This window comes from Janthinobacterium sp. SUN073 (genome assembly GCF_030397665.1).
Lineage (GTDB): Bacteria > Pseudomonadota > Gammaproteobacteria > Burkholderiales > Burkholderiaceae_D > Janthinobacterium.
Window position 1 is genome coordinate 104333 of record NZ_JAPUBT010000002.1, and the last position, 16496, is coordinate 120828.

Below are 16496 nucleotides of genomic sequence, written 5' to 3' on the forward strand. Positions count from 1 at the left end.
GCAGTGTGCTTGCCATCCATTTTTGCTCGTCAGGAGTCCATGATATGAAGACCAGATTGACATTTTTTGCCGCACTTTTCCCCCTCATGTTTGCCATGAGCTTGCTAAGCGCCTGCGGCGGCGGCAAGACTGCCGAGGGTGATAGCTTTGCGTCCGAGGTGAAGCTCTTTGAACGCACCACCGCACCGGATAAACTATCCAGCTGGAATTTGGTGCAGAGCGATGGCAAGCTGATGCGGCTCAATGCCGCTACCGTGGCGTATGATCTGAACAGCCCCCTGTTTTCCGATTATTCCAGCAAGTTGCGCGCCATTTATCTGCCCAAGGGTGGCAAAATTACCTATAACGGCAATGGCGCCGACCCCTTTGTTTTTCCCAATGGCTCGGTCATCGTCAAGACTTTTTATTACCCGAAGGCCACAGGCAGCGATGCCAGCTACATCGGGGCACAGGCAGTCAGCCATCAAGCGGTGCAGGGCAACTCCATCGACCTGAGCAAGAACCATCTGATAGAAACCCGCTTGCTGGTCAAGCAGGCCGATGGCAGCTGGCTGGGCCTGCCCTATGTGTGGGATGACGATCAGAAAGACGCATCCCTGAAAATTGGCGGCGACGTCAAACGCGTAGAGCTGGTCAGCGATAATGCATCGCGTCAGAAAATCAGCTATAAAGTACCCAGCGCACAGCAATGCCAGCAATGCCACGCCACCACCTCGGCTGGCGGGGGCGCACTGCTGCCGATAGGCACCAAGGCACATAATCTCAACAAGACTTATCTGTATGGCGCGGGAGCAAAAAATCAGCTCGACAATCTCAACGACCTCGGTTTGCTGAGCGGCTATACCAGCGCTGCGGCCGCACCCAAGGCGGTCGATTGGAGCGATGCCTCGCAAACGCTGGATGCCCGCGCCAAGGGCTACCTGGAAGCAAACTGCGCGCACTGTCATTCCACCACTGGCCAAGCCCAGCAAAGCGGACTATTGCTTGGCTTTAACCAGACAGCCAATCCGCTGATCGACTCGATCAAGCGCGGCATCTGTAAAAAGCCGCTGGCATACGGTGGCCCGGGACTGCCCTACCAGTACGATATCGTACCGGGCTCGCCTGAAACCTCCATCTTGCTGTACCGCACCAGCCATACCGATTCAGAATCGGTGATGCCGGTGATCGGGCGCGCCTCCAATCACGCGGAAGCGAACGCCATGTTGAGCGCATGGATCGCGGGCATGGCCAAGGCCGAATGTTCGGTGCCCTGAGCCATGGCGTGATACGCGTCCCGCGCCCGCTGGCACTGCCCTCTACCCCGGGCATGCCAGCGGCGCCGGCATGCTGAATTGGCCGTTCAAAGCATGACGCGGCTTCATGCTTGTGAGCACGCATGCTAAGATACGGCCTAGAGGGTGGCAACGGGCACGGCGATGACGCCGCCAGCCGATCCCCCGCAAGCAGGCTTATTATGTTGACATCATCTTCCACACCGCACGCCGAATCGCTGATCCGCAACACCAACGCCCGCGTCACCAAGACACGCGTGAAGGTGCTCGACTTTTTAATGGCGCAAAGCCGTTCGCTGACCCACCATGAAATCCAGCAAGCGCTGTCGCAGGACAGCGATATCGATTCCGTCACCCTGTACCGGGTGCTGGAATGGCTGACGGAAAATGAACTGGTGCACCGCATCGCGGGCGCCGACCAGGTCTGGCGCTTCAGCGCCGGTGCGGGCCACCAGGCGCACGAACACGCGCACTTCCAGTGCACCAAATGCGCGAACGTCACCTGCTTCAATGAAGTCAAGCTGCCGCCGCCCGTGCTTCTGCCGGAAGGTTTCAGCGGCGGCGAAGTCGATTACCTGATCAAGGGCCTGTGCCCGCGCTGCAAGTAAGACCTTTCTGACATCACTTGAGCAGCAAGGCCAGGTGATGCTCGTCATAAAACAAGTCGCCCACGCGCATCGATCGCGGCTCCGTGCCATACGCGATAAATCCCAGCGATTCATACAGTTGCCGTGCGGCATTGTTTTCCGCATTCACACTCAAGTGCACCTGCATGATGGCAGGGTCCGTCTCGGCCTGTTCGATGCAGGCATTCACGAGACGCCGCGCCATGCCCTTGCCCCGCTGATGCACATCGACGAAGACGCCCCACAGCAAGGCCTTGTGCCACAGCTGGCGCAGCGATTCGCGCCGCAGGCCGGCAAAACCCACGAGACGATCGCCATCGAAGGCGCCAAAGCCGCGCTGCATGGAACCGCCGGCGATGCGCTGCGCGTGTTCTGCGGGCGTGCGCACCAGTTCATCCTCGCGCGACGAGGAAAACGCGCTGGGAGAGTCAAGGATGGCGCGCAGGCGCAGCGCGCAAAAGGCGGTGGTGTCGGCTGGCGTCAGCAGGCGGATGACGATATCGGGTGCGGGCATAGGAGGACTCGGCAGTTTTTTTCCATTATACCCACGCCCTTCCCTTACGCACGCACGCGGCGCAAGCCCAGCAAGGTCCAGCCGTACAGGGCAGCCATCAGCAGCAGCATGGCCGCGCCCAGCGCCGCCGTCCAGCTTTCCGGCAGGGACCAGGCTGGTTCCAGCTTGCCGGCAGCCATGTAAGCGGCCATCGCCACGCAGATGGCGACGATGGGCCAGCCCAGGCGGCGCCGGAACGCCCGCACGATATCAATCTTGCCGGTGCGCATGACCTTTGCCGTGACCCAGCCATCGAAGGTATCCGTCACGCCCATGCCCACGGCAAACACCGTACCAGTCAGCAAGGCTGGCCCCATGCCGCCCAGCGCGACGGCCGCATAGCCCCAGGCGGCCGCCTGCAAGGCCGTGTCGAAGACCAGCGCGAACAGCATGCCGACGAGGATGGCACCGAGCGGCCCGGAAACGCCCCGCAGCCAGCCTGGCAGCAGCCGGCCGCGCACCTCGGCCAGTTGCGCGCCGGCCAGCAAGCTGCGCGCATTCATGCCGGCGATGAGCAGCAACAAGGCGATGGGCAGCCACTCCAGCCAGCCGAAGACCACCTCTGATGGCGCAAATTGCCGCGAGGCCAGCGCCGCCACGGCCACGATGGGCAGCACGCAAATGCCATGCCCCAGCGCAAACAGCGCGCCCATCCACGGTGTCCAGCGCGCATGGGCGACCTGACTGCGCAAAGTGAGACCGTCGACGGCGGCCAGGTGGTCCGGTTCCAGGCCATGCCGCATGCCGAGCAGGAAAATCAGCGCCAGGGCGGGCAAGCCCGCTTCCACGCTCATGCGGCCGCCTGAGCCGGACTGTCCACTACGCAGCGGTCCAGGCCCCGCGTCAGCATGTCCTGCGGCAAGTCGCGGCCGATAAAAATGATCTTGCTGGCGCGCGTTTCATCATCGCGCCACGGCGCGCCCAGTTCCGAGCCCATCAGCATGTGCACGCCCTGGAACACGGCGCGGCATGGCAAGTCGGCCACGTACAAAATGCCCTTGTAGCGCATCAGCTGGCTGCCGAACAGTTGCACCACAGCATCGAGGAAGTTTTCCACCTGCAGCAGATCGAGGGGCCGGGACTGGTGGTAGACGAACGATTGCACGCCGTCCCCATGGCGGTGCCCCAATTCTCCGAGGAAATCCGGCTCCAGCTCGACGATGGCGTTCACATTGAAACCGCGGATGTTCAGGATGTCGCGCAGCGGCACATTGCCGAAGCGCACTTTCTGGATGCCAGCGCGGCCATTGATGGCGACCAGGCGCTGGCGCAGCGCGGCCAGCGCGTCCTTGCTGACCAGGTCCGTCTTCGACAGCAGGATGCGGTCGGCAAAGCCCACCTGCTCCTGCGCTTCCCTGTGCGCCGTTAATTGCTGCTGCGCGTGGCGCGCATCGACCACCGTCAATATCGCGTCGAGCATATAGCACTCGCTGATGGAAGGCTCCGCAAAAAAGGTTTGCGCCACGGGGCCCGGCGCGGCCAGGCCCGTCGTTTCGATGATCACGTGGTCGAAGGCGATCGTGCCCGCCGCGCGTTTCGCGTGCAGCTCGCCCAGGATGCGGATCAGGTCGCCGCGCACGCTGCAGCAGATGCAGCCATTGTTCATTTCCACGATCTGCTCGTCGCTGTCCTGCACCAGCAAGCCATGGTCGATGCTTTCGGCGGCGAATTCATTTTCGATCACGGCGATGCGCACGCCGTGATCGCCCTGCAATATTCGCTTGAGCAAGGTGGTTTTTCCGCTGCCGAGAAAACCCGTGATGATGGTGACGGGGATCAGTTCTGTCATGGTGTATTCCTGTTCCAGGTTAGTCTTCCAGTTCTTCCATGCGCTGCCATAGTGGAAACGGATCGGGCAGCCGGCGCCAGGCGGCCATGCCCTGGCGCGTTTCCGTGGTGTTGAGTTGACATTTTTTCAAGTCCGCCTCGATGGCGGCCTGGTCCATGTCTTGGCCGATGAAGACGAGTTCCTGGTAGCGGTCGCCATATGGCTCGCTCCAGCCCGCCTTCACTTCCGCCAGCGAGGCGGCATCCGTGGGCCAGCGTTCCTTCGGCACGGACGCCCACCACAGGCCCACGGGTTCGATATTCATCAGCTTGCCCGCGCCGGACAGGCTGGCCACCCATTCGGGGCGGCCAGCCAGCCAAAAGTATCCCTTGCTGCGCACCACGCCCGGAATCGGCTGCGAAATATACTCATGCAGGCGCTGCGCGTGGAACGGTTCCCTGGCCCGGTAGACGAAGCTGCTGATGCCATACGTTTCCGTCTCCGGCGTGTGCACGCCAGCCAGCTCCTGGGCCCAGCCCGGCATGGCGGCCGCCTGCTCCAGGTCGAACAGCTGCGTGCCGAGGATGGCGTCGAGCGGCACGATGGACTGGTTGGTTTCGATGATGCGCGCGCCGGGATTGAGGGCTTTTAAAATGGCCAGCACGCGCAGGCGCTCGTCGGCCGCCACCATGTCGACCTTGTTGAGGACGATGACATTGGCAAACTCGATCTGTTCCGTGAGTAAATTGGCCAGCTGGCGCTCGTCGCCCTCGCCCGCCGTTTCTCCCCGTTGCTCCAGGCTGTCTTCGCTGTGGAAATCCGTCAGCAGGTTGGCGCAGTCGACGACGGTGACCATGCAGTCGATGCGCGCCACGTCGTTCAAGCTGTCGCCGTGCTCGTCCTCGAAGTCGAAGGTGGCGGCCACGGGCATCGGCTCGCCCACGCCCGTCGATTCGATCAATAAGTAATCGAAGCGGTCTTCAAACGCCAGGCGCCGCACTTCCAGCAGCAAATCGTCGCGCAAGGTGCAGCAGATGCAGCCGTTCGACATTTCTACAAGTTTTTCTTCCGTGCGCGACAGGGCCGCGCCCGCCGCCTCCGCACTGTCCTTGACAAGCGAGGCATCGATATTGACTTCGCTCATGTCGTTGACGATGACGGCCACGCGCTTGCCTTCGCGGTTGCGCAGTATGTGGTTGAGCAAGGTGGTCTTGCCGGCGCCGAGAAAGCCGGACAGGACGGTGACGGGGAGTTTGCGCTGTGGCATGGGGATTCCTTCGGCTGGCTGAGTTGCTGGGTTGGCGATGGTCGCATTAATGCAAATGAATTGCGTTTTCGAATTATAATGCAACTAACTTGCATTTGTATGGCGATCTTTGCCTGCCACCGTGAAAAAGAGGAATCCATGCGCTACCAGCAGGATCAGGATCCCGGCCCTCGACGTGCTAGAGTGCGAGCTCGTCGGCGATGCCATCGAAGTAAGCGCATGAAGGCTGAACTGTTGTCGACAGCCCCTGGATGATGCGATGAAGACTGGTTTTGCCCCTCGTGCAGACATACAGCCGTGCTTCTCAGCCGCGCGGCCGCGTGAGCATCACATCGGCTGGCTTCGATTTTACTAAGTAGGTCGCAATAAATTATTGTGATTTCTGACTTCCATAACCGGTGCTCTGCGGTGTTGCCCGCTGCTAGCAGTGCTCGCAATGCGTCGCAGCTGGCGCCTTGCAGAGCGCCGGTTCTGTTCGTCATAACTTCACAATAATTTCCCACGACCTACTTAGCCCTTAGCAAGCCGCTCTTAAATATTTTATTCTCGCCTAGTCCAATGAAAAAAATACTGATAATAAGCCTGCTCGCTCTCATCTCCATATATGCTTTTAAGCAAATGATTTACAACCCGTATATATGGAAACAAACCATTAACAGCCCTGAGCATAAATTGCAAATTGGAAGTTTTATTTTCAACAAAAAAACAGGGATTAATGGTGGAAGCCAAAGCATTCAAACGGATTATTACATTTTCAAAGTAATAGAGATCAATGGCGATCATGTTCGGCTTTCTGTTGTCAGGCAATTGTCGAAAAATAACACAATTTCACAATCCGACTTCTCGACCACAAAAGAGAATTTTGAATATTTAAAAAAACATATCAATGAAATTACAATTACAGGAATATTGACAAAAGACTTATTTACTGGAGATTATGAGCTATATACCGTGAATGATTATTTGCTGAAGAAGTATCCTTCATTGGAAAAATCAAGGTATTACTTCGAAGATATCCCTGAAGATATGAAAAATTTGCCGTTGCCGACAGACAACAACAAACTACAGGATTATTTTAGTATAATCTATTCCAAAAAAGAAATTATTGAAAATGGCAAGCTTGTTCCCTGGGTTTTAAATAATAGCAACAATCCCGTATTAGCCAAAAACTCATCAGAAAATATAGATTTGATACAAAATTAGATTTTTTGGCGCGCTTGATCAATTGTGCTTGCATGGCGCGTGAAGATACTCCATCTTGCCACAGTTAAATTTTCACAATCACCAAGGAATCGATGTTCTTACGTAACTCCACAAGGCTTCTTGCCTTACTTGTTTTGATGATGGGCAGTGCCATTGCCGCAGACATAAAAAAGCCGATCCAGCACTATCTTTACTTTAATCACCGTGAACTGAACGGGGAAAACATCCGCTCGGATAAAGCGTTAAACGATCCCCGCTTCCGTGGCGCGCAAATCGTCTACACCTGGCGCAGCCTGGAACCGCAACAGGACCGGTATGATTTTGCGGCGATCCGCCACGACATCGCCTATCTCGATTCAATCGGCAAAAAACTGTGGATACAACTGCAGGAAAAATCCTTCACGCCGCGCCATAATGTGCCGGCCTATTTGCTCAGCGATCCCCTGTATCAGGGCGGCATCATCAAGCAAAGCATGCTCTCGGCGCCGGAGCGCGACCCGCACAAACCGGTGACGGATGATGAATACGGCTGGTCGCCAAAGATGTGGGAACAACCGGTGCGCGACCGCTACCAGCGCTTGATCCGGGCGCTGGGCCAGGAATTCGACGGGAAAATCGAGGGCATTAATTTCAGCGAAAGCTCGATCGACATCGGCGTCGAGGACAGTAAAGGAAATACGATTTTTCCCGATGATTTCAAACCGCAACAGTATGTCGATGCCATCAAGGAAAACATACGGGTGCTGGCCGGCGCCTTTCCTCACACCACCACCATGGTGTATTTGAATTTTTTGCCAGGCGAATGGCTGCCGTGGACCGACAAGGGCTATATGCGCAGCGTGTTTGCGCAAGCGCAAACGCTGCAGATGGGCGTGGGCGGCCCCGACCTGATGCCGTATCGAAAAAGCCATATGGGCCAAAGCTACGGCTTCATCAAGGACTACCCGGCCGATCTGGTCAAAGGCATGGCCGTACAGGACGGCAATCTGCGCCAGATCAATCCCCGCACCGGGAAAAAAAACTCGGTCGAAGATTTGCTCAATTTTGCCCGCAATTACCTGGGCCTGGACTATATTTTCTGGGTGGAGGATGAACCTTACTTCAGCAATGAAGTGCTGAAAAAACTGCCGGCGCATTGAGACCGACTCACCCATGGCGCGCCAGCGTGGCGCCATGCGCCCTGCCACACTGTCATGGTGGCGTCATATCCCCGCGTTACAGTCGCGTCCTTTGAATCTTTCCGAGGGCGGTAATGAAAACAAATTGGGTCATGCTGGCAGCGCTGGCAAGTGTGGGCTTGGTCGGCTGCAACGGCGGTTCGACGACGGCGCAGGTCATTCCCGAAGGCACGACGGTCACGGTGGCCTTGCTGGAAACCACCGATATCCACTCGAACGTCTTGAGTTACAACTATTACGCGCTGGCCGAAGACACCAGCCTGGGCCTGGAGCGCACGTCGACCCTGATCCAGGCGGCGCGCACGGAAAATCCGAACAATGTGCTGCTCGACGATGGCGACGTCATCCAGGGCACCCTGCTGGCCGACTTGCAAGCCGTGGCCGCGCCCGTTCCTTGCAGCGGCACGCTGGCCGTGCACAAGGCCATGAACGCGCTGAAATACGATGCGGGCGGCATGGGCAACCACGAATTCAATTATGGCTTGCCCTACCTGAGCCAGATCACCAACACGGATTTCGGCATACCCGGCGTGGCCAAGCCGACGGGTACTTGCGGCGCGCCCGCCTTCCCTTCCGTGCTGAGCAATGTCGTCGGCGTGCCCAGCGGCAAGCCCATCTTCCAGCCCTACACCCTGCTGCCCCGCGATTTCGCCGCCACGGCGCCCGATGGCAGCAAGCTGAGCGTGAAGATCAATGTGGGCGTGCTGAGCTTTGTGCCGCCGCAAATCCTCGAATGGGATCAAAAAGTGCTCGCTGGCAAGGTCAGCGTGACGGGCGTGCAGGAAGCGGCCAGGCAATATGTGCCGGAATTGCGCAACAAGGGCGCCGACCTCGTCGTGGCCCTGTCGCATGGCGGCCTGGACACGAGCGCCTACAGCCCGAAGATGGAAAACGGCAGCTATCACTTGACCAGCACGGGCATCGATGCCCTGATGATCGGCCATTCGCACTTGATCTTCCCGAAAGGCAAGGAAGAAGGCGCAGCCGCGCTGGACGCCTCGTTTGCCGCCTTCCCCGCCAGCGCGAAGATCGACGCCGTCAATGGTTTCGTGAACGGCGTGCCCACCGTCATGGCGCAAAGCTGGGGCCGCCGTTTGGGCATCATCAAGCTGACTTTGGCGTACCAAGGCGGTAAATGGGTGGTGCAGCCGGCCAAGACGACGGTGGAATCGCGCGGCTTCAAGTATACGGATGGCAAGACTCTGGTGAAAGCCGACCCTGCCATCGCGCCGCTGGTGGCCACCGAACACGCTGCCACCATCGCCTATGCCAAGCAGCCGCTGGGCATCAGCACGGATTTCGAAATGTCCGCCTACTTCGCGCTGGTGGGCGACGTCAGCGCCATCCAGCTGGTGAACCAGGCACAGCTCGACTACGTGAAGAATTTCATCGCCACCAGCACGGATGCGACCTTGTCCAGCTACAAGAACATCCCCGTCATCTCGTGCAGCGCGCCATTCAAGGCTGGCCGCAACGGGCCATCCGATTTTACGGACGTGGCCGCAGGTGCGACGCCGGCCGCGCCAATCGGCTTGCAGGTGCGCAATCCGGGCGACTTGTATTTATATAGCAACAACAACTTGCAAGCCGTGAAAATCAAGGGCGCGGACTTGAAGGCGTGGCTGGAAACGTCGGCCAAGCAATTTGGCCAGATCGACCCAAGCGCCACGGCCGAACAGGACCTGGTACCGTCGTATGGCACGATTTACAACTACGACGTGTTCTATGCGGAAAACAATGCGCTCACGTACCAGATCGACGTGACGAAAAAGCCGGGCAGCCGCATCGTCAACCTCACCTACAAGGGCGCAGCCGTGGCCGATGGTGATGATTTCATCGTCGCCACCAACGATTACCGCGCCGGTGGCGGCGGTGCCGTACCGGGCATCGATGGCAGCAAGACCATCATCAAGTCGCCCGATGCGAACCAGGCCGTGGTCAGCAATTATCTGGCGTCGCTGAGCACCAAGGGTGGCAAGGTGACCCTGGCAAGCAATGGCAGCGCGCGCAGCTGGAGCTTCGTCAAGACGGCCACGGCCGGTCCCGTGATCCTGCGCTCGGCACCCGGTCACCTGGCGCTGGCGCAAGGCAGCGGCATCGCCAACGTGGCGGCCGAAGGCGGGCTCGACGCCAGCGGTTTCGCCAAGTACCGCATCGACCTGAGCAAATAAGGTCCAGGGGCCGGCACAAAGGATGTGCTGGCCTGTTTTGATGAAAGGTGTCCAGATGAAACACGCACTCTCCCTCCCCTCCGTCGTGCTGGCCGTCGTGCTGGCCGCCTGCCAGGCATCGCCGCCACCTACGCCGGCGGAAATCGAAGCCGTCGCCATGCACGCGCGCCAGGCGGGCGATCAGCAGGCCGAGCGCAAGGTCCGCAGCTGGGCCGGCAAGGACATGCCCGTCGCCGAGCGCGAACTGGCGCTGATTTACCAGGCCCGTCCCGAGCGCCGCGCCGAAGCGCTGAGTCTGTTTGAGCAGGCGGCCCGTGCCGGCGATACGGAAGCGGCCTTCGAACTGGGGCAAATGCGGCGCGCGGCCACGCCCGGCCAGGCCTGGCTGTGGTACCGGCAAGCGGCGCATCAAGGCCATGCCAAGGCGGCCTTGATGCTCGGCCTGCTGGCAGCCAACGGCGAAGGCGTGCCGCAAGACCCCGTGATAGCGGCACGCTGGCTGGAAAAATCGAGCGAACTGGGCAATCCACATGCCATGTTCCTGCTGTACAACGCCTACCGCGAAGGCCGCGGCGTGCCGCGCGACCTGGCCAAGGGCCATGCACTGCTGGAAGAAGCGGCCCACCATGAGTACCCGCCCGCCATCCAGGAACTGGCCATGACGGTGCAGGCGGACGACGCCCTGCGCGCAGGCCACCTGATGAAGGAAGCGACGGAACACCGGCACAATAACTGGAACAAGTTTTAAGCCAAGGCGCTAGCGCGCCAGAAAATCACGTTACGCTTTGCGCTGGGTCAATCGTGTTGGACTGGACCTTGCCGAGAGGCTATGATGGTCTAGCTGCTTCCGTGGAGGCGGCGGGCTGTTGCCAGCCTCGAAATTGCACGCTGAATTTGCTTTTTAGAAATTTGTTACTCTGGACCCGCCAAGGTGAGCGTCGTACTGCTCAGCCCAGCCAGTGTTTGGGTAGGCCCTGGCTCGTCCGTTGACCTCCCTATAAGAAAGAGTCCAATGAAAAAGCTGACCACCGCCTTTGGCGCACCTGTCGTCGACAACCAGAACATCCAGACGGCCGGCCCCCGTGGCCCTGCCCTGCTGCAAGATGTGTGGTTCCTGGAAAAGCTGGCCCACTTCGACCGCGAAGTCATCCCCGAGCGCCGCATGCATGCCAAGGGTTCCGGCGCGCACGGCACGTTTACCGTCACGCACGACCTCACGCGCTATACGCGGGCAAAAATCTTTGGCGCCGTGGGCAAGCAAACCCCCATGTTTGCGCGCTTTTCCACGGTGGCCGGCGAACGGGGCGCGGCGGACGCGGAACGCGATATCCGTGGCTTCGCCCTGAAGTTCTACACGGAAGAAGGCAACTGGGATTTGGTCGGCAACAACACGCCCGTGTTCTTCATGCGCGACCCGCTGAAATTCCCCGATTTGAACCACGCCATCAAGCGCGACCCGCGCACGGGTTTACGCAGCGCCAACAGTAACTGGGACTTCTGGACTTCGCTGCCGGAAGCGCTGCATCAGGTGACGGTGGTGATGAGCGACCGGGGCTTGCCGCGCAGCTTCCGCCACATGCACGGCTTCGGCAGCCATACCTTCAGCTTCCTGAATGCGCAAAACGAGCGTTTCTGGGTCAAGTTCACCTTCAAAACCCAGCAAGGGATACAAAACCTGACGGACGCCGAAGCCGAGGCGCTGGTGGGCAAGGACCGCGAAAGCTCGCACCGCGACCTGTACGAGAGCATCGAAAACAAGGACTTCCCCCGCTGGACGCTGTACGTGCAGATCATGCCGGAAAAAGAGGCAGGCACGTATCACCTGAACCCCTTCGACCTGTCGAAAGTGTGGCCGCACGGCGATTATCCGTTGATCGAGGTGGGCGTGCTGGAACTGAACCGCAATGCCGACAACCACTTTGCCGAAGTGGAACAGGCCGCCTTCAACCCGGCCAACGTGGTGCCCGGCATCAGTTTTTCGCCGGACAAGATGCTGCAAGGCCGCTTGTTTTCGTATGGTGACGCGCAGCGCTACCGTCTCGGTGTCAACCACAGCCATATTCCCGTCAACGCGCCGAAGTGCCCGTTCCACAGCTATCACCGCGACGGCCAGATGCGCGTCGACGGCAACCAGGGCGGCACCCTGGGTTATGAACCGAACAGCGAACAGGAATGGGCCGAGCAGCCCGACTTCCGCGAACCGCCGCTGAGTATCGAAGGCGCGGCCGATCACTGGAACCACAGGGTCGACGAGGATTACTATTCGCAGCCACGGGCCCTGTTCCGCCTGATGACCGCGGCACAGCAGCAAGCCTTGTTCGACAACACGGCGCGCGCCATCTCGGGCGCCTCGGAGCAAGTCAAGCAACGCCACATCGGCAACTGCACCCTGTGCGACCCCGCGTATGGTGCGGGTGTGGCCGAAGCGATAGCCCGCCTGAGCAAATAGGCTCAACGCAAGCATGGCAAGGAAGGCCCGCAAGCGGGCTTTTCTTTCCTTCCATATACGCCGCCACGCCCTACCAGCGCTGGATATCGATCTGACCCGTGATGCTCGTTTCCACCGGATAACCGTCGACCTGCGACGGCACGCGCCGCTTGACGGACGCATCGCGCAAATACACGACGAGGGCTTCGCCGCCGATGGCAGTCTGCCCCAGGCTGACGCCTTCGACGCCATCTATCGCCATCAGGGCCCGCTCGTTGCGCCGCTTTGCCGCTTCCAGCCGGCCGGGCGGCGGTGCGGCATGCGCGAAGCCCGCCACCGCGTGGCTACTCGCCTCGTCAGGTACATACGGCATGGCCGCATCCTCGAAGACGGCGTAAGGCGCTGTTACAAATTTGCTGTTTGACATGACACATCCTCCTGATGCTGCCCATGGCACGCGTGGAACACGGAGGCACGGCAGCGCCTCTTGCCCGCCAGGCCATGCATGGCAGCGACGCCTGACCCTATCATCATCGTGCAAAAGGTGGCGCAGTGCAAGGAAGCATCACGCCGGCGCGCCGTTTTCTGTGACCCTGCTCAAGTGTACAAATTGATGTCGAGCGCCACCACCACCCTGCGCATCTGGTTGGCAAACGTGATATTGCCGCCGCCGGCAAACAGCAGACCGACGGGATTGCGCTGCTGGTTCCAGGTCCAGATGGACGAGCCGGAGTCGCCGCCCGCGCTGAATGCCCCGCTGACGCCCGTAATGGCGATCTGGTCCTGGAACAGTGCGATCCTGCCGCCGCCATAATTGACGTTGATGGTGGCGCCCAGGCCCGTGATGCGGCCCTGCGTCAATTGCGTCGTGCGTCCGGATTTGCCGACCAGCATGCCCAGCGCGGGCGCTGCCAGCGCGTTGCTGATGCGAAAATAGGCCGGCACGCCACCGCTCAGGTAGACCAGTTCGCGACGCACGCGGTCTGGCCAGGCCCAGCCGGTGGCGCAATCGACAAAATTGACGCCGCCACTGAAATTGATGGGCACGAAGCGTTCGAGCACGGCCACCTGGTCTTGCGGGCAGCGCCCGCCATCGATGGGGCCCGGCTGCACGATGCAGTCGTTGAACGCGCCGCCGTTGGAATTGGCCAGCACGTGATTATTGCTCAGAATCATCAAACGGCTGTTGCGCGGCGCGCTGCGCCCCACGGCCAGGCAGCCGATGGTGCCGGCAGTGATGCGGAAATGCCCGACCGACACGCCGCCCGGCGCCGGACGCAAGCGGAAACGGTGCGGTTGCGCGTCGATCACGCCCGTGACGACAATATTCACGGGCACCCTGTCGCTGGCCACGGCGCGCACGCCCATGGCCCCCACGATGGCGGCCTTGGCGCGGTCGACGGAAGTGGGTTCGGCCACGTACAGGGTCAGGGCCGGCAAGCCCGGCTCGCCGGACGAACTGTCGCTGGCGCCCTCGCCCAGGCCGATGGACACACCCTGGATATTGCCGCCGTCGCTGAAGGCGTCGGCGGCGCGCACGCCGCCCGCATGGGAAATGGACTGGCGCATGCCGTCTTCGATGCTGCGCTTGATTTCCAGCAATTCCATGCTGACGCCGCTCAAGGCGTCGGGCACCTCCGAGACGGATGCGCTCTCGATCGTATTGTCGTCTGCGCCGGGGGCGGAGAATTGGCCGATGGCCTCTTCATCGTCCGCGCTTTGTCCCTGGCCGCTGCTGCCGGGTGGGGCGCTGAAACCGCTATCATTGCCGATCATCATGTTCTCCTCGTGGGGTGCTCCGGATATCCAGTGTGGACGGGCCGCGCCGGCCGGTATTGATCTGGATTGAATTGCGCAGGCGCGTGACCGCCCTGCGCCAACGGGGCCAAGCGGGCAAAAATAGTTCCCTCGTCAAGGTTGAGCGAGATCAGGCGTGCGGGCAGAGGTGCCGCCGTATACTGGGCCGACAGGCTGGAACCGGGCCTGCTCCACGGCAGCAAGGTTAGCAACAACAGCAATGCCAGCAACGGCATGGATGGGGAAACAATGACGAGCCCTGGTACGACACGCCACGACGATGCGCCTGCGGGCGAGCAAGCTGGCCAGCATGCCGGTTTTGTGCAAGGCATGGCGGCCTGGGCGGAAAAACACCGCATCAGCCCCTGGCGCGGCAGTTTTGCCGACTTTATCGAGCAAATCCTGCCCGGCCGCGCGGCCCTGCTGACGCGCAGCGCGCACCAGTACCTGTGGGACATGATGCGCTGGAACGGCCAGACCGATGAGAGCGGGCGCTACCGCTGCCGCCTGTTCGACGACGAGCTGTTCGGCATCGACGAGGCGATCGACCGCGTGGCCGCCTACTTCAAGGCGGCTGCCGCCGGTTCCGAAGTGGGCCGGCGCATGCTGCTGCTGCTGGGCCCGCCGTCGGGCGGCAAGTCGACCCTGGTGATCCTGCTCAAGAGGGGGCTGGAAGAATACAGCCACAGCAGCGAAGGCGCCTTGTACGGCATCGCCGGCTGTCCCGTGCATGAATCACCGCTGCACTTGGTGCCGCACAGCATGCGCGCCGACTTTCGCGCCAGCTATGATGCCGAGCTGCATGGCGAACTGTGTCCCCATTGCCGCGCCCGCCTGGAAGAACAGTACGCGGGCGACTTCCTGCGCATGCCCGTCGAACGCATCCACCTGTCCGAGGCGGGCCGCTGCGGCATCGGCACGTATGCGCCGCACGACCCCACCACGGCCGACCTGGCCGACCTGGTCGGTTCCGTTGACCTGTCGAAGGTGGCGCAGTATGGCGACGAAGGCGATCCGCGCGCCTGGTCCTGGTCCGGCGCTGTGTATGCAGCCAGCCGCGGCATGCTGGAAATGATCGAAATCCTCAAGGTCAAGCGCGAATTCCTCTATTTACTACTCACCCTGACGCAGGAAAAGAATGTGAAGGTGTCGCGCTTTCCCCTGATTTACCTCGATGAAACCATCCTCGCGCACACGAACCTGGCCGAGTTTCGCAAATTCCTGCAAGAAAGTGAAAACGAGGCGCTGCTCGACCGCATGGTCATCGTGCAAGTGCCGTATACGCTCAATTACCGCGAAGAGGCGCGCATTTACCGCAAGCTGATCCTGGCGGCCGCGCCCGCCTTCCGCGACGTGCACCTCGATCCGCACGTGCTGCATGCGGCGGCCGTGTTTGCCATCCTCAGCCGTCTGCCCGAAGGCGAGGCCAAGGAAGCCGAGCTGGTCAAGAAACTGCGCGTGTATGCGGACGAAGACGTCGACGACTTGCAGCATGCCGACATCCGCCGCTTGCGCGAGCGCGACAAGGCGCCCGACGAAGGCTTGTCGGGCGTGTCGCCCCGTTTCGTCATCAATGCCCTGTCACACGCCATCATTTCCGCTCAGCGCAACAGTCTCTCCACCATGGATGTGCTGCTGGCCCTGAAGGATGGCATCGAAAGCGATGCGCGCATCGAACCGCGGCGCAAGCGCCAGTGGGTCGATTACCTGGTGCTCACGCGCAAGGATTTCTATAACCGCTGGGTCAAGGCCGACGTGCACAAGGCCCTGTTCGTGTCGTTCGAGCAAGAAGCACAAGACTTGCTGAGCAAGTATCTGGATGAAGTCGAAGCCATGCTCGACAACCGCCAGATCCGCGATCCCATCACCAGCGAAGAACGCCGCCCCGACGAGCGCTTCCTGCGCGCCGTGGAAGAAAAAATCCATATCAGCGACTCGGGCAAGCAGTCGTTCCGCCAAGAAGTGGTGCGCAAGGCCATGGGCGCCTTCAAACGAGGCGAGCCCTTTGGCCTGGGCAGCCACGCGCAATTGCACGATGCTATCCAGCAATATCTGTTCGAGCAGCGGCGCGACGTGCTGCGCCTGGTCGGTTCGGCCAAACGCCCCGACGATGACGTGCGGGCCAGGATCTCCGCCGTCGAGCAGCGCCTGGTGGACGAATACGGCTATGACGCGCATAGCGCGCGCGAAGCGCTCAACTACGTGACCACCTTGCTGGCACAGGAATAATC

The 16496-nt window shown here is 60.6% G+C and carries 14 protein-coding genes; 8 read left to right on the forward strand and 6 right to left on the reverse strand.

What is annotated here, in order from left to right:
• Positions 1-44: 44 nt before the first annotated feature.
• Entirely contained in the window at positions 45-1256 is a 1212-nt protein-coding gene (locus O0882_RS08455; RefSeq protein WP_289946996.1) for an SO2930 family diheme c-type cytochrome, read from the forward strand.
• A 200-nt stretch (positions 1257-1456) separates the two neighbouring features.
• Positions 1457-1882 carry a transcriptional repressor gene (locus O0882_RS08460; protein ID WP_070218730.1) on the forward strand — a complete coding sequence of 142 codons (426 nt, stop codon included), beginning with the start codon at positions 1457-1459 and terminating at the stop codon, positions 1880-1882.
• Positions 1883-1895: 13 nt separating this feature from the next.
• Here the strand turns inward: O0882_RS08460 and O0882_RS08465 are convergent, their stop codons facing one another.
• The 4 genes from O0882_RS08465 to zigA are packed head-to-tail and all read right to left on the reverse strand — an operon-like array spanning position 1896 to position 5488.
• Positions 1896-2414 carry a GNAT family N-acetyltransferase gene (locus tag O0882_RS08465; protein WP_289947000.1) on the reverse strand — a complete coding sequence of 173 codons (519 nt, stop codon included), beginning with the start codon at positions 2412-2414 and terminating at the stop codon, positions 1896-1898.
• A 44-nt stretch (positions 2415-2458) separates the two neighbouring features.
• On the reverse strand, positions 2459-3247 hold the full coding sequence (locus O0882_RS08470) for a hypothetical protein (RefSeq protein ID WP_289947001.1): 789 nt from the start codon (positions 3245-3247) through the stop codon (positions 2459-2461).
• On the reverse strand, positions 3244-4242 hold the full coding sequence (locus O0882_RS08475; protein ID WP_289947002.1) for a GTP-binding protein: 999 nt from the start codon (positions 4240-4242) through the stop codon (positions 3244-3246). The genes O0882_RS08470 and O0882_RS08475 overlap by 4 nt, the downstream gene beginning before the upstream one ends.
• Positions 4243-4261: 19 nt before the next feature.
• Positions 4262-5488: a zinc metallochaperone GTPase ZigA gene (gene zigA, locus O0882_RS08480; RefSeq protein WP_289947003.1), complete on the reverse strand. Its 1227-nt coding sequence runs from the start codon at positions 5486-5488 to the stop codon at positions 4262-4264.
• 558 nt (positions 5489-6046) lie between these two features.
• Here zigA and O0882_RS08485 point away from each other — a divergent pair.
• The 5 genes from O0882_RS08485 (at position 6047) to O0882_RS08505 (ending at position 12489) form a co-directional block, all read left to right on the forward strand.
• Complete coding sequence (locus O0882_RS08485) at positions 6047-6691, forward strand: hypothetical protein (RefSeq protein ID WP_289947004.1); 645 nt, start codon at positions 6047-6049, stop codon at positions 6689-6691.
• A 92-nt stretch (positions 6692-6783) separates the two neighbouring features.
• A complete protein-coding gene (locus O0882_RS08490) occupies positions 6784-7830 on the forward strand; it encodes a hypothetical protein (RefSeq protein ID WP_289947005.1) in 1047 nt (348 codons plus the stop codon).
• A 113-nt stretch (positions 7831-7943) separates the two neighbouring features.
• On the forward strand, positions 7944-10040 hold the full coding sequence (locus O0882_RS08495; protein WP_289947006.1) for a bifunctional 2',3'-cyclic-nucleotide 2'-phosphodiesterase/3'-nucleotidase: 2097 nt from the start codon (positions 7944-7946) through the stop codon (positions 10038-10040).
• 55 nt (positions 10041-10095) lie between these two features.
• Complete coding sequence (locus O0882_RS08500) at positions 10096-10788, forward strand: tetratricopeptide repeat protein (protein ID WP_289947008.1); 693 nt, start codon at positions 10096-10098, stop codon at positions 10786-10788.
• Between the two features lie 264 nt (positions 10789-11052).
• Positions 11053-12489, forward strand: coding sequence for a catalase (locus O0882_RS08505; protein WP_289947009.1), 1437 nt, complete (start codon positions 11053-11055; stop codon positions 12487-12489).
• A gap of 70 nt (positions 12490-12559) precedes the next feature.
• On the opposite strand, the gene O0882_RS08510 is transcribed toward O0882_RS08505, so the two are convergent.
• Positions 12560-12895 (reverse strand): hypothetical protein, encoded by a 336-nt coding sequence (locus O0882_RS08510; RefSeq protein ID WP_289947010.1) that lies wholly within the window; start codon positions 12893-12895, stop codon positions 12560-12562.
• Between the two features lie 170 nt (positions 12896-13065).
• On the reverse strand, positions 13066-14247 hold the full coding sequence (locus O0882_RS08515; RefSeq protein WP_289947011.1) for a hypothetical protein: 1182 nt from the start codon (positions 14245-14247) through the stop codon (positions 13066-13068).
• Between the two features lie 267 nt (positions 14248-14514).
• On the opposite strand from O0882_RS08515, the gene O0882_RS08520 reads away from it, so the two are divergent.
• On the forward strand, positions 14515-16494 hold the full coding sequence (locus tag O0882_RS08520; protein WP_289947012.1) for a serine protein kinase: 1980 nt from the start codon (positions 14515-14517) through the stop codon (positions 16492-16494).
• Positions 16495-16496 lie beyond the last annotated feature (2 nt).